This window comes from Buttiauxella warmboldiae, from assembly GCF_003818135.1.
GTDB lineage: Bacteria > Pseudomonadota > Gammaproteobacteria > Enterobacterales > Enterobacteriaceae > Buttiauxella > Buttiauxella warmboldiae.
This window is the reverse complement of the sequence record NZ_RPOH01000010.1, coordinates 57,794-80,795: the sequence shown is the minus strand read 5'-3', so window position 1 is coordinate 80,795 and position 23,002 is coordinate 57,794. Positions and strand designations below refer to the sequence as shown.

The window sequence follows — 23,002 nt, the reverse complement described above, 5'->3', positions numbered from 1 at the left end:
CATGACGTGGCTTTTCAATAATCCTTCAGAATTTGCCAAAGAGATGATTTCCGGCTTTGTCAGCGCCAACGCCAGTATGGTACGGCAGGTTTCAGGCGGTGTGGTACGCAATACCGCAAGTAAACCCGATACGGTGGCCATCGTTATTGGCGGCGGCTCCGGGCACTATCCCGCGTTTGCAGGGCTGGTCGGCCAGGGGTTAGCCCACGGTGCGGCAATGGGGAATTTATTCGCCTCGCCTTCGGCGCAGCAAATCTGCTCTGTAGCCAAAACGGTCAATCAAGGCGCGGGCGTATTACTGGCTTTCGGTAATTACGCAGGGGATGTTCTGCATTTTGGCCTGGCTCGCGAGCGGCTTATCTCTGAAGGGATCCCGTGCGAACTGATCGCCATAACGGACGATATTTCCAGCGCATCCGCTGATGAAATTCACAAGCGCCGTGGCGTTGCGGGTGATTTGGTGGTGTTCAAAACGGCGGCCGCCGCCGCAGAACAAGGGGCAACGCTTGCCGAAGTCCTGGCCGTTGCCCAAATGGCAAACCAGCGCACCCGAACCATCGGCGTTGCCTTCTCAGGCTGTACTTTGCCGGGCGCTGACCACCCTCTTTTCAACGTGCCTCAGGGACGGATGGAATTTGGTATGGGGATTCATGGCGAACCGGGCATCAGAGAACTGGCGATTCCTACGGCCGATGAGCTGGCCGCAATGCTGGTAGATAAACTGCTGGCAGAGCTACCGGCAGGAATCTCCCGGGCAAAAGGAGCACGCGCAGGCGCCATTCTTAACGGTTTGGGTTCCGTTAAGTACGAGGAATTATTTGTCGTCTGGCATGGCGTTGCACGCCGCCTGCAGGAGCATGGCATCACGCTGGTGGATTCGCAGGTTGGTGAGTTTGTCACCAGCTTTGATATGGCAGGACTTTCTCTGACGCTGTTCTGGTGTAACCAACAGCTTGAGGCACTCTGGTTCGCTCCAGCCTACAGCCCGGCATTTAAAGTGGGATCGGTGATTAAAGCCCCCCTGCTGGCAACAGAAGACATCGAAGCACCCGCAGAAGAGAGCGTGGCAGCTGCCACCCCAGAATCACAGGCCGTTGCCGGGCAAATCGTCATTATGATTGAACGCCTTGCTGAGGCGGTGATTAAAAATGCCGACGAGCTGGGACGAATTGATGCCATCGCCGGGGATGGCGACCATGGGATTGGTATGGAGCGTGGCGCGCGCGCCGCTCGCGACCGAGCCCAACGCGCATTTCAGCAAGGCGCCGGTGCCGGCACGGTATTACAGCACGCGGCTGATGCCTGGGCCGATCAAGCCGGCGGCACATCTGGCGCGATCTGGGGCGTGATCCTCAATACCCTGGGAACGGCTATCGGCAATCAGGAAAAGCCCACGGCAAACGCGATTGCTCAGGCTTTCAGCCAGGCAAGCCACGGCGTGATGCATTTTGGCAAGGCTAAGCCGGGTGATAAAACCCTGGTCGATGTGCTGCTGCCATTTAGTGAAGAACTCACGCTACAGATCGAACAGGGGCACGATCTGGCCGCGGCGTGGCAGCTCGCTGCCAGAAAAGCGGAGCTTTGCGCCCGGGCTACGGCTCAGCTGGTACCGAAAATTGGCCGCGCTCGCCCCCTCGCCGCACGCAGCCTTGGCTCCCCGGATGCCGGTGCGGTTTCACTATCTCTGATCCTGAACGCGGTTGGTGAAACATTCCCGGCAGTGCACCCTCAGGGAGACACGCTATGCCTGTAAACCTGACGCTGGGCGTCAGCCTCAAAATGTACTTCGGCTACCAGCAAACGCGTGAATGGTGCCAGCAGGTGGCTGAAATTACGCGTAATCACCCGCTACTCAAGCACAACGATGTCACGCTCTTTACCTTTCCCTCGCAGCCCGCTATCGAAACGGCGCTTACGGCATTTGCAGCAGCGCCCATGTCCGTAGGGGCGCAAAATATGTCTTCTGAGCCGCAGGGAGCCTGGACCGGAGAGACCAGTGCCCGCATGCTGCAAGAGATGGGCTGCCGCTTTGTCGAGCTTGGTCATGCCGAACGCCGGACCCATTTTCATGAAGATGACGCGCAGATTTGCCAGAAAGTTTGTCTGGCCCTGCAGCACCAGCTAACGCCGGTAGTTTGTATCGGTGAAACCACCCGCATGGCGGCAGGCCATGCCAGGGTATTTGCCATTGAGCAAGCCAACACCATTATCAACGCTCTGAAAAACAAAAGGTTGCAGGGTGAGATAATTTTCGCCTGGGAGCCGCAATGGGCAATCGGCGCGTCACAACCCGCATCTGCTGAATACATTCGCACCGTATGTTCAGGCCTGCGCCATCATCTGGCGGCGGCATGGCCGCGGCAAGCTCGCGTGATTTATGGGGGCAGCGCAGGCCCCGGGCTGCTCACACAACTATGGCCTGACGTCGACGGCCTGTTCCTCGGGCGTTTTGCTCACAGCCCGGACGCCTTTAAAAGCATTCTGGATGAAGCGTTTGCCCTTTCTCATCACTCTTCTCAGAAGGAGACGATATGAAAATCGGACTCAGCACCTGGGCTTACTTCTGGCGCTTATCGGATAAAGCCCCCGTTCCGCTGACGTTGTTTGACGCGCTCAATGACGCTGCTGAAATTGGCGCAGAGGTGTTTCAGATTTGTGACTATCCGCAGATTGCCGGCTGGTCTGATAGCGAATTAACCCGGCTCCGGCAGCAGGCAGAAGCCTTAAATATCTCGCTTGAGCTGGGAACCAAAGGGGTGGCGATTGAACACTTACGTCGTTACCTGAAGCTTGCGGAAAAATTAGATTGCCGGGTGCTGCGCAGCATGATTAACAGCCCGGATCACCGCCCTACGCTTGCTGAAGCACAGCGTTGCGTGGAAAGCGTGTTGCCCCAGCTTGAAAAACAGCACCTGTCGCTGTGTTTTGAAACTTACGAGCAGGTTCCCACGCACGAGAATGTTGCCCTGGTCAAAGCACTCAATTCCCGTTATGTCGGCATCTGTCTTGACCCGGCAAACTGCGTCGCGGCTCTCGAGCTGCCTGATAGCGTGGTCGGGCAAACGGCTGATTACGTACTGAACTGGCACGTCAAAGATTTTGCTTTCTCAAGACGCGACGGCTGGGTGGGCTTCACCCTTGCCGGCTGCCCATTAGGCGAAGGGCTCCTTAACTACGATGCCATCTGGCAGCGCCTCCAGCCGCGCGAGCGCCAGATAAACCAAATTATTGAGCACTGGCTCCCCTGGCTGGGTGACAGTGCCACAACCTGTGAAACGGAAACGATCTGGACTCGTCAGAACATGCTTTATCTACAACAAAAAAACCTCTCCCTTACCTCTTCCTTCCCTAAGGAGTCACATCATGTCTGCTGAACTGAAAACAATTACCGTCATTGGCGCAGGCGGGAAAATGGGAATGCGCATCTCGGCTAATTTCCAGAAAAGCCATTACCAAGTTTTCTATTGCGAAAACTCACCGCAGGCACAGCAACAGGTCAGCGCGCAGGGCCGTGAACTCTCTTCTGCTGATTCGGTTGTCCCGTTGAGCGATGTGGTGATCCTCGCCGTGCCTGATATCGTGCTGGGCCAAGTCTCAGAAGCGATCGTCCCGATGATGAAACCGGGCGCCATCCTGCTGACGCTTGACCCGGCAGCCGCCTATGCAGGCTTAATTGCTATTAAGGAGGGCATTGAATACGCCGTGGCGCATCCTTGCCACCCTTCGGTCTTCCTGCAGCGCTATACCAAAGAAGAGCATGCCGATGCTTTTGGCGGAGTCGCCGCCCCGCAGCATGTCGCCGCCTCTTTTGAACACGGTGATGAGAAACAAAAAGCGGCGCTCGGCAAAGTTATCAGCTGCATGTACGGCCCGGTAGAACAGGTTCACTGGGTGACGGTAAAACAGCTTGCCTATCTGGAACCGACGCTGGTTGAAACGGTTGCCTGCATGGTTGGCGCATTTATGAAAGAAGCGCTGGATGAAACCGTTAAGCACTGCGGCGTGCCGAAAGAAGCCGCCGAAGCCATGCTCTATGGCCATATTCAGATTGCGCTGGCCGTTGCCTTCCGGGCGACCAATCCCTTCTCCGACGCCTGCATGATTGCGATGGAATACGGGCGCGAGAAAATTATTAAGCCCGACTGGAAAGTTATCTACCAGCAGAAAGAGCTCGATACCGTTATTGCCAGGATGCTTAAAATAGACCAGCTGAAACGCTAAATGGCCCCCCTCCGCCAGCATGCTGGCGGAGCTTTCTGCTCAGTGCACCGCGCTTTTTCTGATATCATTGGCAGCCTGCCATACTTTCCCTTACCCCTTAACGCACTGGAGATCAGGTTCAGCATGGATAAGTCCAGCCACTCTCAGGATTATGAATTACTGACAGAGATCGCCATCGCTTATTATTGTGATGAGATTACCCAGGAAGAGATTGCCAACAAATTCGGCTTTTCGCGCATTAAGATTGGCCGCCTGCTAAAACGCGCCAAAGAAGAAGGCATCGTCGAGATTAACGTTCGCTATCATCCGGTCTTCAGCACCCAGCTTGAAAAGCAGATGAAAGAACGTTTTTCCATCAACCGCGCCCTGATTGCGCTGGACCATAATGATGAAGATGAACAGCGCCGCCAGGTTGCCGCGCTGGTGTCGAACTATCTCGCCATCACCCTGAAAGACAATATGGTGGTGACCGTAGGCCAGGGGCGCAACGTTGCCGCCGTTGCGGAATATACCAACAATCTCCCCCCTAAAGACTGCCGTTTTATTTGTGGTATTGGTGGCACCCATCGCCCCGGGGATGTGATTAATGCCGACCATATCAGCCGCCTACTGGCCAAGAAATTTGGCGGCACCAGTGAGTCTCTTTACGCCCCCGCCTATGTGGAGAATGCAGAGCTGAAAACAGCGCTCATGCAAAATGGCACGATTAAAGAAACGCTCGACCGCGCACGCAAAGCCGATATTGCCCTCGTTGGCATCGGCGATATGAATGAAGACAGCTATATGGTCAAGCTGGGCTGGTTCACACCTCAGGAAATCAGCCATGCCAGCTTAAATCAGGGCGTGATTGGCGATATTGCGGGGTATGACTTTTTTAATGCTCAGGGTAAACATGTTAATACCGTGATGGATAACAGAGTGATCGGCCTGAGCGTTGATGAGCTAAAAAATATCCCGTGCGTAATAGCTATTGCCGCTGAAAACACCAAGGCCATGGCCATTATGGGGGCTTTACGCACCGGCGCGATTGATATTATTGCGACCAGCGCCAGAAATATCCGTACTATCCTCAGCCTATCGCAGTAATTATTCCAGAGTGAATTTCGCTTGATAACAACACGGCAGGGAATATCCGTATTTCCTGCTTTTCAGATCAAAGCATGGTCCCTTAATAAATATTTCCACTACCCTTTCAGCATTATTTTTAGCCTACGAATGAATTTACCTCCAAACACCATAAATTATTTAACGCCGATTAATTCAGTCCGTTGATTATCGCCTTTAGAGATTATAAAAACCTGAAGTTTAAGAATGTTAAAATTGAACACCCTGAAAAAACCTACAAATTAACAGTCATTTAAATTGGCATAAAAATAAACCTGAGCCTATGGTTTCAAGAGGCGTAAAAATCATTCATACGCCTTATTGACAAACCACGGCAAACTGGACGGGTGTAACAATATGAATATGCTCATTAAAATGCACATGTTTTTTTCCTGCATGATGTTGGTCTTGCTGCCTTCCGCACAGGCCGCTGTGGCGACTAACACGTTTCAGGTGCTGATTAACATCACCGCTTCGTGCATTGTTAACTCGGGCAGCGGGTCAAATATCAATTTGGGCTCTGTGAGTAGCAGTGCCACCAACACCACCGGCAATAGTTCCTTCAGCGTACAATGTTCAAGGACTACCCCCTATTTCATTGGCCTTGCGCCATCGACCATTAACGGCGGCAATACCACGGGCGCAGGCTCTATGGCTTCGGTCGAAAACAGTGCCACCAACACCGATAAAATTCCTTACCAACTACACCAAACATCAGGCACCGGCCCCGTCTGGGGTAACACGGCGACCACCACTGCAGCAGGAAATGGGGTGGCGGCAACCGGAACGGGGCTGGCTCAGACCTATACCGTCTATGCCGTTGCGGCCAGCGCTAACTTTGCCCCTGACAGCTATGCCGACACCGTAACAATCAACGTAAATTATTAATATAAAGGATTATTATCATCATGAATCCATCGGTTAGACGGGCTGTCGCGCTGTTGTTTATGCTGGCGGCAGCCGTATGGGAACAAAATGTCATGGCCAGCGGCCTGCAGGTTTCACCTGTCACTTTGACATTGCAGGACAGGCAAAATGCCGAGGGCATCTGGTTAACAAATCAGGGACAAAATACGATACATGCGCAGGTTCGAGTGTTTAGCTGGAACCAGCAGGGTTTTGAAAACCAACTCAATCCTTCCCGCACGCTGGTGATAAGCCCACCGATGCTGAAGCTGGCTGCGGGAGAGCGGCAGTTAATCAGGGTGATACGAATGGGGCCATCCTCCAGCACCCGGGAAGAAGCCTTCCGACTGTCAGTTAATGAACTGCCACCGGCTGAACCAGAGAAAAATAAAATACAGTTTGTGCTGCATTATTCCATCCCGGTATTTATTCAGCCCAAAGGCAACAGCGATAATTCGGCAAAATTACAGTGGAGTATTCAGCGTATTGGCCAGGATGCCTTTCTCGAAGTCAGTAACCAGGGAAATAGCCATGCGCAGTTATCTGCTGCCTCGTATATCAACAGGCAAGGCAGACGAAAAGAGATAACGCCAGGATTATTAGGCTATGTTCTGCCTGGTGCAACAATGCGCTGGATATTGCCGGTTAACGCCGCGGATAGCGCCCCCGGAAGCAAACTAGAAATTACTGTAAATGGACAAAAAAAGGTGCAGCAACTTTAACTTATATATCAGGATAATAATGATTTCTTTGCTCAGTGGAGGATTAGCGCCCGCAGTCACCCCGGCAGCGGATACTATTATGACTCCCGTACAAACTACCACAGATGATAATATGCATTCCGCGGTAGTCGATTTATATCTTGATGTCACCCTGAATGGCAATCATATCGGCGTTGAGCATTTTAGCGAGATAGCAGGTAAATTATACAGCAACAAAGAAACCCTGTTAAAAACGGGGTTTAAATTACCTGCGGGGATGCCTGACCTTGTACCGCTGGATAATATCGCCCAACTACAGGCAAATTATAATGTCTCACAACAAACCCTGGCATTGACAGCCCCCCTGAAAATCCTGAATTTAAATACCACCCGGCTCAATCAGTCTGAGTCGGCTGCGCCAACGGTCTCAACCTCTCGGGGGTTATTACTCAATTATGAAGTTTACGGCGCTCAGAATGATGAAACCCGTGCCAATACCTTTAGTGAATTACGAGCCTTTAACTCTGCCGGCGTACTCAGTTCATCTCAACTGACCCAGTACAGTTCGGCACACAGCGGTACGGGTAGCCAACAGAGCTTTAGCCGGCTTGATACACAATGGCGCTCATCCTTTCCGGAAAGCCTGCTCAGCCTCACTCTTGGTGACACGCTCACCAGCGGCCTGAGCTGGTCACGCCCTACCCGCATTGCGGGTATTCAGATCGGCACCAATTTTAGCCTGCAGCCTGATATGCCCACAACTCCCTTGCCCTCCTTTTTAGGTTCAGCAACGGTACCTTCAAACGTGGAATTATTTATCAACGGCATGAAGTATTACAGCGGCGAGGTTCCTGCAGGTCAGTTTGAAATCAATTCCCAACCCAATATCAGCGGTGCGGGTTATGCCCGGATCAATATGACCGATGCGCTGGGGCGCACCACAACACAGAGTTTCTCGTTTTATCAGGATCGGCAGCTGCTGCGTGAAGGTCTGACTGAATGGTCAGCCGAACTAGGCGTCGTGCGCGAAAACTACGGTTTTTCCTCGTTCGATTATGCCAGCACGCCCTCTTTTAGTGGAACCTGGCGGCGGGGAATCGCTAACAATTTTACCGGTGCGGTTCATTCTGAGCTAACCCGCAGACTGGTGAACTCAGGATTGAGCATCGACTGGATCCCAGCGGCTAATATTGGCACCCTCTCTACTTCCGTCGCGATGAGTAGCGATGCGCACCGGGATGGGCTGCTGTATAGCCTCGGCTATCGCTGGATAGGCAATAATTTCAATTTCAGCACCGCCACTATTGCCACCTCCGGCGATTATCGCGATATCGCCAGCAGCTATGGCCCGCCCCCACCCGCATTAAATAGCAACGTGGTTATTGGTTACAATGCCGCCTCGTATGGCAACTTCAGCATGAGCTATCTGCAATACCGCTACCCTGGTGACCGTGCAGAACGTTATGCTGGCGCCAGCTGGTACCAGGCCCTCACAGAGAATATCTACCTCAACGCGGGGATAAATCAGAACGTTAACGACAGCCGGGATCGCAACCTCTACCTGACGGCGACCCTTATTCTTAACAATAATCTGACCGCCAGCAGCACCGTACAGCGCAACAATGATGAAACAGGCTACGTGCTGAATGCCAGCCAAACTCAGCCCTCAGAAGGCGGCTGGGGCTGGAATCTCGCGGCCAGCCAGCAGGCTTCACAACAAAATGGCCAGGGAGAGCTGGGCTATCTTGGGCGCTATGGCAAGATTTACAGTGGATTTAATCACGCCTCCGATACGCATTCTGCCTATGCCGGCGGTAGCGGAGCGCTGGTGATGATGGGCGGTGGGATTTTTGCCACCCGCACCATTGACGATGGCTTTGCGGTGGTCTCCACCGACGGCATTGCTGATTTACCCGTCAAACTGCAAAACAATCTTATCGGCACCAGTAATAGCCAGGGGCTGCTGCTGGTAACCTCGCTTAAAAGCTATGAAAAAAACCTGTTGAGCATCGATCCGATGAACTTACCCGCCAATATGCGTATTGACCAGGTTAACGCTTACGCCACGCCCGCTGACCGTTCAGGCTCTCTGGTCAAATTTAGTATTAAGCCGGTTCGCGCAGCACAGATAATCCTGGTTGATGCGCAAGGTGAACTGATTGAGGCAGGCACCCAGGTTGAGCTCAATGCCAGCCGGGGCCAGCAAACCCTCGTAGGTTTTGATGGGCTGGTCTATTTTGACACGCTGGAATTGTACAACACGCTGCAAGTCCACTCTTCACAAGGCCCATGCTCCGTACAGTTCGCTTACCCCGACAAGGCCGTGAGCATTCCACAAATTGGCCCGCTTGTTTGCCAAAAGTCGTTGTGAGAACAGCTGAATTTTAAGCACAGGAAACCGACATGCGTTTAAGAGTGTTATTTTGGATGGGCAGCCTCAGTTTATTTCCCGGCGTCGGCCATGCGCTTAGTTGCTCCGTCAGTGGCGTTCAGCCGGTTAATTTTGGCAATGTGAGCCCGCTGAGCACAGCCGGTGCCACAACGTCCATGACATTCAGCTATACCTGTAGTAAAGCCCTGACGGATGTACTGAGCGCCGTCACACTCTGTTTTAATCTTGGCGCATCAAGTAATGGGCAAATTAACCCGCGCAATATGTCTTTTAGCGGCCCTCCTCCCGGGACGCTGAGCTATCAGCTCTACCAAAATTCAGGCTATACCCAGATATGGGGAAGCCAAAATCAGGCGGGCACCGCGCCGGTAATGGCGCAGGTAAACCTGCTGGATCTGGTGCCCGTTACCGGCAGTCTGACCGTTTATGCCCGGCTCACCACCCCGCAAACCTCTGCCGCTCCGGGTAATTATGTAGACAGGTTTACCTCAGCCACCGCCAGCGTAACCATCAATACCGGGATCCTCTTGCCGCCCACCACCTGCGGTAGCGGAGTCGGCCCGAGTTTTCCTTTTACCGTCACGGCAAACGTCACTAAGCAATGCAGTATTAATTTCGTCAATAATATCAATATGGGTTCGGTGACCATGAACCAGTCCAGTATCGCCGCGAATAATACGCTTGGTGTTGCCTGCTCTAACAGCACACCTTATTCCATCGGGCTTAGCCCTTCCAATGGCAGCACGACAGGCAGCGGCGCCATGAAAGGCCGCAGCACGAATACCGATACCGTGCCTTATCAGCTGCGTTCAACTTCAGGCCAGAGCGGTGTGCCATGGGGAAGCATTAGCGCCAACAGCGTTCAGGGCACCGGATCTGGCTCCGTTACGGCCTATACGGTTTATGCAACCGTACCCAGCGCTAACTATGCACCCGATAATTATGCCGATACGGTTACCATCAATGTGACGTACTGAGGCTGGATTGATAACCCGCGGGAAAATTTCAGGGCATCACCGGCAAGGTGGATAAGCCGATCAACACCTTGCCTTGATGCCCTGAATGGGCCGCTTTTAACTACCGATAATCCCGCCGTCCGCTTTAACAATCACCACGGTGGAAGAGCGTGGGCGGCTGTTTTTATCGCCGTCAGGCCAGCTGGAGACCGCCGTTGGGTTTGCCGGATCGCTGATGTCATCGCCGGGTTCACCCGGATGCTGGATGTTAATAAACAGGGTGCGGTTATCCGGAGTAAAGGCAATGCCGGTAATCTCACAGCCGCGCGGGCCGGTAAGAAAACGTCGGTATTCATTGCTGCCGGGCAAGGTGGCGAGCATCTGGTTATTGCCCATTCCCTGATACGCTTTTTTGTTGATGGTGCTGGATGAAACATCCGTCTGGATCCACAGCACGCCGCGATGGTCGAACGACAGCCCGTCCGCGCTACCGAATTCAGCCCCCTGCATCGAGCCTTTGCTGTTTTCATCCGCGCTATCAGGCTTGCCGCCCAGTACCAGGATATCCCATTTAAAAGCAGTCGCTGCCGGGTCGTGGCCCTCTTCCGTCCAGTGCATAATATGCCCGTAAACGTTATTGGCGCGCGGGTTCGCCGCGTCAACCGGCGCTTTGCCTTCTTTGCCGCGATCGCTATTGTTAGTCAGGGTGCAGTAAACGCTACCGGCCGAGTGTGGGTCAACGGCAATCCACTCCGGGCGGTCCATTTTTGTCGCCCCCACCACGTCGGCGGCGAGACGCGTTTTAATCAGCAACTCGCCCTGGCTTGCGAAACCGTTACTTTCATCAAGGCCTGATTGCCCGTACACCAGCGGCAGCCAGCTGCCACTGCCGTCTTCATGAAACTTCGCCACGTACAGCGTGCCTTCAGAAAGCAGATCCATTGCGGCATCGCGCTGGCTCGCATCGTATTTATTTTTAGAGATAAATTTATAGATGTATTCAAATCTTTGATCGTCGCCCATATAAGCAACCACGCGCTTATCTGCCGCCAGAGTGACAGCCGCGCCTTCATGCTTAAAGCGCCCTAACGCGGTGTGTTTACGGGGAGTCGATGAGGGGTGATAAGGATCGATTTCAACCACCCAGCCAAAGCGGTTGGGTTCGTTGGGCGTGGCGTCGACGCTAAAACGCGGATCGGCTTCGCTCCAGCGGTATGACTCGTCGCTGTCGCTGATGCCATAACGTTTTTCCAGCGCGTTAACCGCCGCCTTTTTAACAAAAATATCTGACCAGTTCTCTTCACAGGTCAGATAGGTGCCCCACGGCGTCTGGCCGTTGGCACAGTTCTGCATGGTCCCCAGCACCGTTTCCCCCTGCGGGTCGGCCTCGGTTTTCATTAATGGGTGATTTTTTGCCGGGCCGGTCAGGGTCATCGGCGTGTTGACGGTAATGCGCCGCGCAAACGCTGAGGGCCGTACCACGCTCCAGCTATCGCCCTCTTTTTTCACTTCGATAACCGAAACCCCCATCGCATTCTGCCCCTTGCGCACTTTCTCAAGGTTCCAGTTCGCCACGCCGTCTTTAAAGAGCAGGCCATTGTCGATGTACTCATGGTTCAGTGCCAGCAGGCCGTGATGGGGATCGTTGCCGCCCAGCGGCAGGCTAAACCAGGCCATTCCGTCATGGTGCATCCCTGCCTGAGCGGCCTGCTCATCGGTCGTATTGCTGCCGTCGGTTTTAAATTCCGGCAGTTTTCCTGCCAGGCCGACAGCGTCGCCCCAGCGATAAAACGGTCGCGCGACGTACCCTTCCGGCACGCGCACGGTATCATCAGTCGAGACAGCAATGCTGGTAAAACCAAGGGATGAAGGACGTGCGATTGCCGTCTCCACCGCCCATGCTGCCGGTGATTTCAGTAACGCCGGGAAGGTCACGGCAGTTCCGGCCAGCATGCCCATCTGCAAAAAACGACGGCGGCTCAAAAACGCGCTGGCTACATCGGAAAAGACGGGGTTAGCGCTGCGGTTGCTGATTTCGTCACTGTGTTCTTGTTTAAATAATGGTTTAAGAGGTCTGCTCATCATGGCGTCCTGTCGATATAATTTTACCAGCGAGCAGTATAAGAAGGTTTTATTACAATTTTATAACAACGACCACAAACAGCATCTGGCTGGCCGGGGGGCCGCCATAAATCCGGCAGCAGTCTTATCAGCGTCTAAAATACATGTAAATGTTTTTACAACAATACCCTTGTTTTGGACGGTCACAATGTAGCTACTTCCGGTCCAGGCAGGACGGGTATTTCCTGTAATAGATTGAAAATTGAAAGTATTTAAACGCATCCTATTCGAGAGTCGCAAAATGGTTAAACCTTCACCCTCCATCGCCAGCCAGCTTGGTCAGTTATTGATTGCAAGGAAAATATCCCTTTCCACCGCAGAGTCCTGTACGGGTGGCCTGATAGCCTCAACGCTGTGTGCCGCAGATGATACTCCGCTATTTTATGCGGGGGGTTTTGTGACCTTTAACGACCAGGCAAAAACGGCGATTTTAGGCGTCCGGCCCGCGACCTTAGAAAAGCATACTGCCGTTAGCCGCAGAGCGGTGGAAGAGATGGTCACCGGTGCGCGCTTGAGATCGGGGGCCGATGTGAGCGTGGCGGTAAGCGGTTATGCAGGCCCTGAAGGTGGCACAGACGGAACGCCAGCGGGTACGGTCTGGTTTGCATGGCAAATGACAGGCGCAGAAACCATGGTTAAATCAACGTGCTTCACCGGCGATGCGCAAGCGGTAATATGCCAGGCTACCGACTACGCGCTTGCTGGCGTGCAGCAGCTCATTGAGCAAAGCAACAAATAAAAGGCCACCTGAGTGTGACCTTTGGCATAACTATTTTTTCACCGGATCCGGTTTTTTATCGCCGGATTCGGGCGCTTCACGCGGGTCGTCTTTTTCAACGTATAACATCATTGCCTCCGGTGACGGTTTTCTCCGGCTTACTCCGTTGAGTGGCCAGGAGTCTGTACTATTTTGTCTTTGGGTACATCGGGATCCACCGGGTCAACCTCATCGGGGAATCGCCGTTCTGGTTCCTGTGGAACAGGGATTTCGTTAGGTTCAGGACGATCGATGTCTGGATGTTCGGACATATTCCCTCCCTTAATGAATAACTATCGCAACGCCAATGATTAAATCTACCAATCTTCGCAGGGTGAAAAGAAATGCCGTTCAGGGTGAACGGCAAAATTTAACAATTACCAGGGAAACCACGTTTATCTATGGTATTAATAAGCTAGCTCGCCGCGCATTTTTTTCCAAAAATTTATTCAAAGTGCTGTTTTTTATTGTCGCTTAACTCACAAAAATCATTACCAGTCGGTGATTTAAGAATAATCTCAATGCGCATTGACGGTAATAATCTCTCAAATAAACGGCAAGGTTAATATAAAGGAAATAACCCCGCAAACTCCCTCGCTATTTTCTCAAGCTTGATAATCAGCTGAATGATTAATCAGAAATATTCTTACCCGCAGGTAATATGCATCCTGGGATAAATAGAGGTATAATAGTGGGCCAGTGATAGCGTGTTAATCATTAATATACAAAGCACACCCGGTAAAATAACAAAAAAGAAACAATTCAGTGAGCAAATAATGAATACCTTCAGATCGTTTACTTATTTAACAAAAAATAGGGTGTTGCAAACCATCGCTGCCAGTACCATTTCTATCATGCCGTTCTCCATGATCAGGGCAATCCTGGTGGTGATAGCAACATTACTGGCCTATCTCGGTTACAGCGACGCTTTCAACTGGCTAAATAACATGCAGTTGAGCATGCTGGCATTCATGCCATTAATTATCAACGTGTTGTTCTCTATTCATTGGGCCGCCAAATCAGACACCTCGGTAGTGATCTCCATCGCGGTAAGTCTTACAGCATTAATGATGGCGACAGGAATACTGGTCACTGAAGACACTTTTTTCATGCATACCAGTATTCCGGTCTCAATTGGCGTTTCCATATTAACCAATCTGACTATTGAAAAATTAGCCAATGTAACCCGCGAGTTAAAGAATAAATATACTTACTATACCGTCATCATTGCCGCCCCTCTTTTATTAGTACTGGGTATTAGCCTGTGCGTGACGGAGCTGTTACCAGCAAGCTTTAATGAAGCGAATGAATATATTGCGAGATTAATCTATCCCGACGGCTATTTTCATGGCCTGCTTTATGAAGTTGTTCGGGGTCTCACCTGGTTTTTAGGTGTGCACGGGCAGCTGGTATTCCAGGATATTTCATTAAAGCTTGCTGAGGAATCTGCTAATAATATCGCGCAGTGGCATGCTGGCGATGCGCCACTGAATATTCTGAGCCCGGCATTTTACGATGTCTGGTGCGCCTCGGGTGGGATCGGGTCAACCTTAAGCTTATTACTGTGCTTAATTATGAAAAATAGCACCCAATACAAAAAACTACTCAGCGTTTCCCTGCCATTATCTTTTTTCAATATCAATGAACCGCTCATTTTCGGGTTGCCGGTTATTCTGAATCCGATTATGTTCATCCCTTTTATCCTGACGCCGATGGTTAATTACAGCATGGCCTATGCCGCAACCGCATATGGAGCTGTTCCAGCGATGCAAACTTTTGTCGGTTGGGCCACACCGCCGTTCATCAACGCCTGGGTGGCAAGCGGCGGCAGTATGCTATCGGTGGTGCTACAGATTTTATTAGTTGTTTTGGGTGCGGTCATTTACTACCCTTTCTTCCGTGTAATGGAAAGAATGACCAACTTAAATCTTACGGATGCCACGATGACTATTCCAACCGTCGATAACATCCCGCAAAAAACCACCCTGGATATTAGTTTAATCTCTAAAAACCAGCATATCGATGTCATTAATGAGATGATTGATGCCCGGGATCGGATAAAAACATTAAACAAAACCGGTGATTTCATTCTCTTCTTTCAACCACAAATCCGTGCTTTTGATAAGAAAATTATTGCAGTGGAAGTATTGTTACGCCATAAAAACCATAAGGGGCATATCATTCCTCCCTATTTTCTCTCCTATTATGAAACATTAGGGATCATGCCTGAATTGGATTTTTGGGTGCTGGAACAAGCGGTTACTCATATCCATGAAAAACTTCATCAGTTCACGGGAATGACTTTATCGGTTAATATTTCGCCACAAACAATTACCGATCCAAGACTACTCACGGTTATTGACAAGCTATTTAATAAAAATCTTCCGATCGGCTGGACATTAGAACTTGAAATAACTGAATCACAGAAAATCACGCATCCAGAAAGGCTTGAGAATGTTATTAGTAAAATTCACGAGAAAGGCATAAAAATTGCTCTTGATGATTTTGGCTGTGGTTACTCCACCCTCTCTTATCTGCTTAGATATAAACTTGATAAGATAAAAATCGATCGTACCTTAGTACAAGGATTAGCATTACCCTGCGGCGTCAGTTTTTTAAAGCAGGTAGTCAACTTATGCCATACCTCCTGCGGCAATATCCTGATCGAAGGTGTTGAAACTAAAGAAGAGTATGATGAGTGCTGCAATGCAGGAATCGATTTAATCCAGGGGTATCTGTTCTATTACCCAATGCCGAGTGAGCGCTTATCGCGCATCTTATCTACGCAGCACCCCCTCTCCCCAAATACCGTTTAACGTACCAGAATGGATATCAGTAACAGGCTGCCTAAGCGGGTAGCCTGTTACTGATAATGCTTGAATTTTGCGCTGAATAAAGCCAGCGGGACTGGCTTGTGGTAATAAAAACCCTGTAATTTGGCAACGTTATGCGCGATAAGATACTCAGCCTGCGCGCCGCTCTCCACCCCTTCGGCAACCACTTCCATACCCAGCTTCGCTGCCATATCGATAATAATATCGACTAATGAAGCAGAAATGGATGCGCTACCAATAGTATTAATAAACGCACGGTCAATTTTAATAAAATCAACTTTAAAACTCCGCATATAGTTAAATGAAGCATGACCGGTGCCAAAATCATCAATGGCGATTTTAACCCCTATCTCATCTAACTGCTTTAACAGTAAATCGGTCAGTGACGTTTGCTCGATCAACTCGCGCTCCGTTATTTCCAGGCACAGCACCAGGCTCTGCTCAGGAAATACCTTGAGAAACTCACGACACTCATCCACCAACCCCAAATTCTGGAAGTGAAGCTTACAAATATTAAGACTGAGAACAAAACCGCTGGGTATGAGCGCGCGCTGCTGTAAAAAATAACGCTGCAGTTCAGGTAGCATTGAGGTGGTCATAGGGACGATTAACCCACTTTTCTCTGCCGCCGGAATAAATATATCGGGGTTTATAATTTCTCCACTACTGGTCTGCCAGCGCATTAATACTTCGGCACCACAAAGGTTACCATGTTTATCGACTATGCCCTGTAGCCAGGGGACAAACTCGCCCCTTTTTAACGCATGATTAAGCACTTTTTTGACCGAACGTGGCCGTGCTAACAGCAGATAAATAAACGCAGAAAATATGAGACTGGCCAGAACCACACTGCTTATCCCCAGCCAGTACTCGGCCCATAAATGCTGCCACCAGGTCATCGGCTTAACGCCGACAACGATCTCAACCGGCATCGTCCTGCCATGCACGGTAGTCACAAAATCAAGCTCAGGTAACGCCGTATTATGGCTTTCCCCGCTATTTTCAATCCAGCTGCTCCCTACTTTTAAATAGGAGAATAATTTCGTATTGCTGTTGTTTATTTCCAGCATATTCTGCAAGTAGCGACCATCAATAATACTGACGATCCCCAGACCATTTTTATCAAGCCTGGTAGCAAACAGCGGCACCCCTTTGGTCACAAAGCGATCGGTAAATAGCAGCATGCGCTGCGCCGTAAATTTGTCAGCCGAACGTATTTCTAAACCAATGGCTTCTGGTGCCGAAGAGCAATAAATTTTTCCGTGCTGGAAAAAACTGGTGTTACGTAAGTAAAGCCCTTCAGCCACCACATTTTGCATATTTTCGATAATCTGTTTGCTACACGGCTTACCGAGAAAATCCCCCATCGTGAGGTAGGTACTTTCTGAATGATTAAGGATATTTTCTGTTTTGATCAACAGCTGCTGAGCGACATCAGCCGTGTTTTCCCTCATCGATTGCCTGAGCTGGTGGTGTAGCAGAGTAAAGCTGGAGCCAATGAGAGCGGTAAATAGCAGAAATGTGATAAATAAACGTTTATAAATGTTGCCGATTATTGGTCTCAGGAGCGGGTTATTCATTCTTATAGTGATATCCGGTAAATTTTTTCATATTCTGCTAACACAAATCTGGCTTGCTGCAGCATTATAGCGTTTATTCCAAATAATCTATATCCCAATAGCCTGTTTCTGAATCGGCAGCAGAATAACATCGCAGGCTGATAACCCGGCTGGTACTTCGCATTATCCTAATTTCCGCTCACGCCCTATGCCATGCTGTTCTCTCGGCTACACTTGAATGTGTCTTTTATTGTAAGGAGCCAGATATGTTTGATAAAGCAACCGACAAACTCAACCAGGCCGCAGGCACGGCACGTGAGCTTTACGGCAAACATGCCCACAGCCATGACGAGCGCCTGAAAGGCGCCGCGCAGAAATATGCTTCGCAAGCCGGCTATGCAGTGAGAGATGCGACAGATAACGTTCGCGATCGGGTGTCAAGCAATCCGATGGCGGGCCTGGCGATTGCCGCCGCGGTTGGCGTGGCGTTTGGCTTTTTGCTGGGGCGTAAATAAAGTTAATAATACAGCGGGCTGTTAGCTACAGCCCATCATGACGATCCGGGGGAGCATTTAACGAAGCGAATAAATCAGCGCGTCTCACCCCGAAATAACCCGCTCAGCGTTACAGAATTTTCTTCAGATCCATCTCTTCCTGAATGCGCTCGCTATAGGCAATATGGGTTTTGATTGCCTCTTCCACGCCCGCATTGAACAGCACCGGCCCCAGCTCCTGTATCACAAAATCGCAAAAGAAATCCGCATCAAACTGCTCGAGCGCCAGATCGAAATTCTTCTCGCAATAGGCCACCAGCCTGTCGCGGATAGCCTCTTTTTCACCCAGATTCAGTTTAATTTCAGCCATTACACAGTTCCATATTTCAAGGGATTTGCCCCAATCTACCGTCCTCGGTGCCAGGCTTCAACTATGACGACCCTGCTCCCGGTACTGCATGGGGGAAATCTGAAGGTGATTTTTAAAAAACCGCGAGTAGACCGAGTGCGAAGAAAAGCCCAGACGGTCGCCGATCTCCTGAATGGAGAGCGTTGATTCGCGCAGCAGGCGCATGGAGATTAAAAGCTGCTGCTGATTAAGCAGCTGGGTAAAGGTTGCCGACTCCAGCTGCAGGCGGCGATTTAACGTCCAGCGGCTGATCCGCAGCTGCTGGCATACTCGCCCCATAATAGAGCTGGCCGTGGCTTCCTGCCCTGAGAGATAACACTGCTCAATCAGTTTATTTACCGCCGCCGTCAGCGGTGGTTCTCTGAAAATCTGCTTTTTAAGCGCACCGATATGGCTTTTTTGTAAGCGATTTAATAAGGGGTTAAACGACTCGTTCTCACTTTCCAGAAATCGGTTGTCGAGAATAATCGCATCATCCTGCTGGCGCAGGAGGCAGTTTTTATTAAACAGATCGTTCACCAGCGACCGATGAGGAATGTCTGAATCCGTCACTGCGATTTGCATATTCATGGCAGGAGAGTAACTTTTCAGAATGCCCCCCAACAGCACCAGGTTAAATATAGCCGAAGGATTGTTGGCCGACTGCGGGGCGCGGTTCTCATATCTGATACGCGTCTGAAACGCCCCTTTTTCGATAAATAAATCGTCACAGTTGCCCAGCAAAAAACGATGCTCAGAAAAACTCCACAGCGCTGACTCTGCTGTTTTTTCATTCAGGCATAAGCCGATAAGCTCCGGACAAATAGCGTGGGAGAGCTCCACGCTGTTTATATAAATACTTTCTGGCAGCGCACTTCCGTACAGAGATTTATTCAGGAGGGTTATTTTTTCCATTAATTGATAATGGTGCTGTTCATTAATACGCCCCCAGGGTTGCTCTATCTCATGGGGGGATAACCCCAAACTTCCTAACAGGCCGTCGGTGTCAATTCCTTTTTGACGCAAATTATTAAGACTTGTCCTATAAATTGAATTAGAGACGCTTCGATTAAGCATGTAAAACCTTGCACAAGGTGAGTATTAATATTGTTTTTGTAATATTACAGTATGGTAACACTGTGCCTTTTTTTGCGATACAAATCACAAAAAATAGCGATGCTCCCGAGAGCACAAAAATAGCTTTCCATTGCAAAGTAGCGCGTGATTTAACTGGTTATTATTCCGCTGTTGTTGATTTACTTACCTTTTAGATACCGGGTTTATCCAGGTTATCCCCTACCGATATAAGGACAATAACAATGAGATATTTAGCTGTTAAACCAAAATTGAATACCCTGACCGTATGCCTTACCCTGGCATTAGCCAGTATGCTGGCGGGCTGTAATGACGATGATGACGACCAGCAAGAGGAAACTTCCTCTTCACCGGTTAAAGATGCTGCTTATTATCAAAAGATGGCTAAAGAAGCCGCTGGTAAAATGAGCATTGAAGAAAAACTAAATATGATTATGGGGCCGGGAATGAATATGGGGAATGGTGAGGTGCAGGTTACCAATCTCAAAAATAATGTTTCCGGGGTTGCTGGCTATATTAACGGCGTTAAAAATGAGCAATTAGATATTGCCGCCGTAAAGCTTGCAGATGGCCCGGCCGGGCTGCGCATTAATAGTACCCGCAGCGGCAGTAGCGAAACTTATTATGCCACGGCCTGGCCTATTGGCTCCCTGCTGGCCTCCTCCTGGGATACCAAATTAGTGGCGCAGGTAGGCAAAGCTATGGGCGAGGAGATCAAAGAGTATGGCGTCGATTTCATTCTGGCTCCGGGAATGAATATTCAGCGTAACCCGCTCAATGGTCGTAATTTTGAATACTATTCTGAAGATCCGCTGCTGAGCGGGAAAATTGCGGCGGCGATGGTCGACGGGGTGGAGTCGAACCAAGTTGGCACCACGATTAAGCACTATGTTGCCAATAACTCCGAAACCAACCGTAACGCCATTGATACCCTCGTCTCACCGCGGGCGATGCGCGAAATTTATCTGCGTGGTTTCCAGATAGCCGTTGAGGAGGCGCAGCCGTGGGCCGTGATGTCCTCCTATAACAAACTTAATGGCACCTACACCAACGAACGCCGCGATCTGCTTACCGATATTTTGCGCAACGAGTGGGATTTTAAAGGACTGGTGATGTCCGACTGGTTTGCAGGCACTCCCGAACTCACCGCATGGAAACAGTTCAAAGCCGGTAACGACCTGATTGAACCCGGTGGTGAGCTGCAAGCGCTAAAAGCTTCTTACGATAATGGCGATATTAGCGAAGCGGATGTCACCGTTAACGTCGAACATATTCTTTCGCAGGTGTTCCAGTCTCCTTCCTATAACAACTATGTTCCATCTAATAAGCCAGATCTTGCGCAGCATCGTGCGCTGGCACGCCAGGCGGCGGCAGAAAGCATGGTGCTGTTAAAAAATGACCATCAGGCGCTGCCCATCGCACCGCGTCAGAAGCTGGCAAGCTTTGGGGTCAGCCAGATTGAAACCATCAAAGGCGGCACGGGCAGCGGCCAGGTGAATAATGAGTCCACCGTGATGCTGGCCGAAGGCCTGCAGCAGCAGTACAGCGTGGATGAGTCGTTAATAGCGTTTTATCGCGACTACTACGCCAAAAACCGAGTGGAGCATCCGGGGTTTATTGCCTCTATCGGCACCTATTTTACCTGTGACGATCCGGCGCTGGATGCAAGCGTCGTTGAAAGCGCCGCGCAGAATAATGACGCCGCGCTGATCACCATTGGCCGTATCGCTGGCGAAGGTGTCGACCGCACCAACACCCGTGGCGATTACTTGTTAACCGAAAATGAGCTGAATCTGATCCAGACCGTATCCGATGCCTTCCACGCGGCGGGGAAAAAAGTGACCGTGGTGCTGGATGTTTCCGCCATCGTCGATACCACGGAATGGGCCGATAAAGTGGATGCCATTCTGCTCTCCTATCTGCCGGGCCAGGAAGCAGGTAACGCCATTACTGACGTGATAGCGGGGAATATCAATCCGGCGGGCAAACTGGCGCAAACCATCCCGCAATATTATGCCGACGTCCCTTCCGCCACCACCTTCCCGGGTAAAGATACCAATGGCGACGGAACGCCTGATGAAATCGCTTATAACGACGACATCTACGTGGGCTATCGCTACTACAGCACCTTTAACAAGCCGGTTGCCTGGCCGTTCGGCTATGGACTCTCTTACACCACCTTTGCTTATGACGGTGCCACCGTCGAGACCAACACCCTGGGGAACGGCGCAAAAGGCGGTATTACGCTAAGCGTTTCCGTAACCAACACCGGTAGCGTTGCCGGGAAAGAAGCCGCCCAGGTCTACATCAGTGCTCCGGAAGTGAAGTTACAGAAACCGACCCTCGAGCTTAAATCCTTCAGTAAAACGGAGAGCTTACAGCCTGGCGCCAGCCAGAAGCTGACCTTCACCATTCCGGCCCAGACGCTGGCAAGCTTTGACCCGCAAAAAAACCAGTGGATTGTTGAGCCCGGCAGCTACCAGGCCTGGATTACCCCCTCGTCCGACGTAACCGGCCACGAACCTGTGACCTTTAACGTGAGCGAAGAAATCGTCGTCAGCAACACCACGCCGGGGGCGCTTGCGCTGCCTGCCGGTGTGAATGCCGCCGATTTTGTCACCGTGAATCAGTAACTAACACCGGGGCGAGCCAGCGCTCGCTCCGGCCTTTAAGGCAGCATGTATTGATGAGCAAAACGGGGTACAGGCTGAGTTTTTCCCAGCCGCTGTTAGCGCGGATGGTAACGGTGATGCTGCTGTGTGGTGTGGGCTATCTGTTAGCCATGCTGAGCTGGCAGACAGGGGAACTGCTGTTTCCGCAAGCCCCCGCCAGCACTCAGGTAAAGCGTCATAAACCGCAGGTTGCGCCAGCTGAAATCAGGTTCAACACGCTATTTCCCGAGCGCAAAAATGAAGAGGCCGCCGCCGCGCGCTCCTCACTCAAAGTACGGCTGGCCGGGGTGATTGTCAGCAGCGCTGCGGAAAACTCACTGGTGATTATTGAACAAGATGGCAAACAGAGGAGCTACGGGCCTGATGAGACGATCGGCGGAACGCAGGCGAGTATCGTCGCCATCCACCCCGACGCTGTGGAGCTGCTTAACGCGGGCCAGCGCGAGATCCTCAGACTGTATGACGACGCCGTGACCCACGGGCCTGATGAGCAAGCCACCACGCGCGATCGGTTATTAGCCGAGCCGAAAAAATTACTTGAGCTGGTCGCCATCACGCCGGTGAACAAAGAAGGAGCGCTCCAGGGTTACCGTCTTAATCCCGGCAAAGAGGCGACGTTCTTCCAGCAAAGCGGCTTGCAGCCCAACGATCTGGCGATTGCCATTAACGGCTTTGACCTGCGTGCGCCGCAGGAAGCCGCAAAGTTGATGGCCCAGCTTGGCGAGTTAACGCAGCTGGATATCACCGTGGTGCGCGATGCTGCCGAAAAAAACATTTTTGTAGATTTATCAAATAAGTAAGG

At 50.9% G+C, this 23,002-nt stretch carries 19 protein-coding genes; 14 read left to right on the top strand and 5 right to left on the bottom strand.

What is annotated here, in order from left to right; genetic code table 11:
• Position 1 precedes the first annotated feature (1 nt).
• The 9 genes from EHN07_RS03320 (at position 2) to EHN07_RS03280 (ending at position 10,301) form a co-directional block, all read left to right on the top strand.
• Complete coding sequence (locus EHN07_RS03320; RefSeq protein ID WP_124022783.1) at positions 2-1,753, top strand: dihydroxyacetone kinase family protein; 1,752 nt, start codon at positions 2-4, stop codon at positions 1,751-1,753.
• On the top strand, positions 1,744-2,535 hold the full coding sequence (locus tag EHN07_RS03315; RefSeq protein WP_124022782.1) for a triose-phosphate isomerase family protein: 792 nt from the start codon (positions 1,744-1,746) through the stop codon (positions 2,533-2,535). The genes EHN07_RS03320 and EHN07_RS03315 overlap by 10 nt, the downstream gene beginning before the upstream one ends.
• On the top strand, positions 2,532-3,374 hold the full coding sequence (locus EHN07_RS03310) for a sugar phosphate isomerase/epimerase family protein (RefSeq protein WP_124022781.1): 843 nt from the start codon (positions 2,532-2,534) through the stop codon (positions 3,372-3,374). Before EHN07_RS03315 ends, EHN07_RS03310 begins: the two co-directional genes overlap by 4 nt.
• Entirely contained in the window at positions 3,364-4,221 is an 858-nt protein-coding gene (locus tag EHN07_RS03305) for a phosphogluconate dehydrogenase C-terminal domain-containing protein (protein ID WP_124022780.1), read from the top strand. The genes EHN07_RS03310 and EHN07_RS03305 overlap by 11 nt, the downstream gene beginning before the upstream one ends.
• Positions 4,222-4,344: 123 nt before the next feature.
• Complete coding sequence (locus tag EHN07_RS03300) at positions 4,345-5,307, top strand: sugar-binding transcriptional regulator (RefSeq protein ID WP_124022779.1); 963 nt, start codon at positions 4,345-4,347, stop codon at positions 5,305-5,307.
• Positions 5,308-5,700: 393 nt separating this feature from the next.
• Entirely contained in the window at positions 5,701-6,213 is a 513-nt protein-coding gene (locus EHN07_RS03295) for a Csu type fimbrial protein (RefSeq protein WP_425267166.1), read from the top strand.
• Positions 6,214-6,233: 20 nt separating this feature from the next.
• Positions 6,234-6,953 (top strand): fimbrial biogenesis chaperone, encoded by a 720-nt coding sequence (locus tag EHN07_RS03290; protein WP_124022777.1) that lies wholly within the window; start codon positions 6,234-6,236, stop codon positions 6,951-6,953.
• Positions 6,954-7,032: 79 nt separating this feature from the next.
• Positions 7,033-9,303 carry a fimbria/pilus outer membrane usher protein gene (locus EHN07_RS03285; protein WP_244202346.1) on the top strand — a complete coding sequence of 757 codons (2,271 nt, stop codon included), beginning with the start codon at positions 7,033-7,035 and terminating at the stop codon, positions 9,301-9,303.
• Between the two features lie 32 nt (positions 9,304-9,335).
• Positions 9,336-10,301 (top strand): Csu type fimbrial protein, encoded by a 966-nt coding sequence (locus EHN07_RS03280; RefSeq protein ID WP_124022775.1) that lies wholly within the window; start codon positions 9,336-9,338, stop codon positions 10,299-10,301.
• A 96-nt stretch (positions 10,302-10,397) separates the two neighbouring features.
• Here the strand turns inward: EHN07_RS03280 and EHN07_RS03275 are convergent, their stop codons facing one another.
• Positions 10,398-12,362 (bottom strand): PhoX family protein, encoded by a 1,965-nt coding sequence (locus EHN07_RS03275; RefSeq protein WP_124022886.1) that lies wholly within the window; start codon positions 12,360-12,362, stop codon positions 10,398-10,400.
• Positions 12,363-12,642: 280 nt separating this feature from the next.
• On the opposite strand from EHN07_RS03275, the gene EHN07_RS03270 reads away from it, so the two are divergent.
• Entirely contained in the window at positions 12,643-13,140 is a 498-nt protein-coding gene (locus EHN07_RS03270) for a 2-oxo-tetronate isomerase (RefSeq protein WP_124022774.1), read from the top strand.
• Between the two features lie 30 nt (positions 13,141-13,170).
• On the opposite strand, the gene EHN07_RS20590 is transcribed toward EHN07_RS03270, so the two are convergent.
• Entirely contained in the window at positions 13,171-13,251 is an 81-nt protein-coding gene (locus EHN07_RS20590) for a hypothetical protein (protein WP_244202345.1), read from the bottom strand.
• A gap of 683 nt (positions 13,252-13,934) precedes the next feature.
• Here EHN07_RS20590 and EHN07_RS03265 point away from each other — a divergent pair.
• Entirely contained in the window at positions 13,935-15,974 is a 2,040-nt protein-coding gene (locus EHN07_RS03265; RefSeq protein WP_124022773.1) for an EAL domain-containing protein, read from the top strand.
• 47 nt (positions 15,975-16,021) lie between these two features.
• Here the strand turns inward: EHN07_RS03265 and EHN07_RS03260 are convergent, their stop codons facing one another.
• The gene (locus tag EHN07_RS03260) at positions 16,022-17,446 is read right to left on the bottom strand and encodes an EAL domain-containing protein (RefSeq protein WP_167467268.1); all 1,425 of its coding nucleotides are present in this window, start codon (positions 17,444-17,446) and stop codon (positions 16,022-16,024) included.
• A 371-nt stretch (positions 17,447-17,817) separates the two neighbouring features.
• Here EHN07_RS03260 and EHN07_RS03255 point away from each other — a divergent pair, with 371 nt between their 5' ends.
• A complete protein-coding gene (locus EHN07_RS03255; RefSeq protein ID WP_124022771.1) occupies positions 17,818-18,066 on the top strand; it encodes a DUF883 family protein in 249 nt (82 codons plus the stop codon).
• Between the two features lie 109 nt (positions 18,067-18,175).
• Here EHN07_RS03255 and EHN07_RS03250 read toward each other — a convergent pair whose 3' ends face one another.
• Positions 18,176-18,415 (bottom strand): DUF2164 domain-containing protein, encoded by a 240-nt coding sequence (locus tag EHN07_RS03250; RefSeq protein WP_124022770.1) that lies wholly within the window; start codon positions 18,413-18,415, stop codon positions 18,176-18,178.
• A gap of 57 nt (positions 18,416-18,472) precedes the next feature.
• Positions 18,473-19,348 carry a helix-turn-helix transcriptional regulator gene (locus tag EHN07_RS03245; protein ID WP_167467267.1) on the bottom strand — a complete coding sequence of 292 codons (876 nt, stop codon included), beginning with the start codon at positions 19,346-19,348 and terminating at the stop codon, positions 18,473-18,475.
• 404 nt (positions 19,349-19,752) lie between these two features.
• On the opposite strand from EHN07_RS03245, the gene EHN07_RS03240 reads away from it, so the two are divergent.
• Positions 19,753-22,161, top strand: a complete 2,409-nt coding sequence (locus tag EHN07_RS03240) for a beta-glucosidase (RefSeq protein ID WP_124022768.1) — start codon at positions 19,753-19,755, stop codon at positions 22,159-22,161.
• A 53-nt stretch (positions 22,162-22,214) separates the two neighbouring features.
• Complete coding sequence (gene gspC, locus EHN07_RS03235; RefSeq protein WP_124022767.1) at positions 22,215-23,000, top strand: type II secretion system protein GspC; 786 nt, start codon at positions 22,215-22,217, stop codon at positions 22,998-23,000.
• Positions 23,001-23,002: the final 2 nt, after the last annotated feature.

Excerpts from the sequence above, each read along its gene's own strand:
- EHN07_RS03240 (WP_124022768.1), top strand. The coding sequence starts at position 19,753 with ATGAGATATTTAGCTGTTAAACCAAAATTGAATACCCTGACCGTATGC.
- EHN07_RS03270 (WP_124022774.1), top strand. The coding sequence starts at position 12,643 with ATGGTTAAACCTTCACCCTCCATCGCCAGCCAGCTTGGTCAGTTATTG.
- EHN07_RS03305 (WP_124022780.1), top strand. The coding sequence starts at position 3,364 with ATGTCTGCTGAACTGAAAACAATTACCGTCATTGGCGCAGGCGGGAAA.
- EHN07_RS03310 (WP_124022781.1), top strand. The coding sequence starts at position 2,532 with ATGAAAATCGGACTCAGCACCTGGGCTTACTTCTGGCGCTTATCGGAT.
- EHN07_RS03290 (WP_124022777.1), top strand. The coding sequence starts at position 6,234 with ATGAATCCATCGGTTAGACGGGCTGTCGCGCTGTTGTTTATGCTGGCG.
- EHN07_RS03285 (WP_244202346.1), top strand. The coding sequence starts at position 7,033 with ATGACTCCCGTACAAACTACCACAGATGATAATATGCATTCCGCGGTA.
- EHN07_RS03255 (WP_124022771.1), top strand. The coding sequence starts at position 17,818 with ATGTTTGATAAAGCAACCGACAAACTCAACCAGGCCGCAGGCACGGCA.
- gspC (WP_124022767.1), top strand. The coding sequence starts at position 22,215 with ATGAGCAAAACGGGGTACAGGCTGAGTTTTTCCCAGCCGCTGTTAGCG.
- EHN07_RS03295 (WP_425267166.1), top strand. The coding sequence starts at position 5,701 with ATGCACATGTTTTTTTCCTGCATGATGTTGGTCTTGCTGCCTTCCGCA.
- EHN07_RS03265 (WP_124022773.1), top strand. The coding sequence starts at position 13,935 with ATGAATACCTTCAGATCGTTTACTTATTTAACAAAAAATAGGGTGTTG.
- EHN07_RS03300 (WP_124022779.1), top strand. The coding sequence starts at position 4,345 with ATGGATAAGTCCAGCCACTCTCAGGATTATGAATTACTGACAGAGATC.
- EHN07_RS03260 (WP_167467268.1), bottom strand. The coding sequence starts at position 17,446 with ATGAGGGAAAACACGGCTGATGTCGCTCAGCAGCTGTTGATCAAAACA.
- EHN07_RS03280 (WP_124022775.1), top strand. The coding sequence starts at position 9,336 with ATGCGTTTAAGAGTGTTATTTTGGATGGGCAGCCTCAGTTTATTTCCC.
- EHN07_RS03245 (WP_167467267.1), bottom strand. The coding sequence starts at position 19,348 with ATGGAAAAAATAACCCTCCTGAATAAATCTCTGTACGGAAGTGCGCTG.
- EHN07_RS20590 (WP_244202345.1), bottom strand. The coding sequence starts at position 13,251 with ATGATGTTATACGTTGAAAAAGACGACCCGCGTGAAGCGCCCGAATCC.
- EHN07_RS03275 (WP_124022886.1), bottom strand. The coding sequence starts at position 12,362 with ATGAGCAGACCTCTTAAACCATTATTTAAACAAGAACACAGTGACGAA.
- EHN07_RS03315 (WP_124022782.1), top strand. The coding sequence starts at position 1,744 with ATGCCTGTAAACCTGACGCTGGGCGTCAGCCTCAAAATGTACTTCGGC.
- EHN07_RS03250 (WP_124022770.1), bottom strand. The coding sequence starts at position 18,415 with ATGGCTGAAATTAAACTGAATCTGGGTGAAAAAGAGGCTATCCGCGAC.
- EHN07_RS03320 (WP_124022783.1), top strand. The coding sequence starts at position 2 with ATGACGTGGCTTTTCAATAATCCTTCAGAATTTGCCAAAGAGATGATT.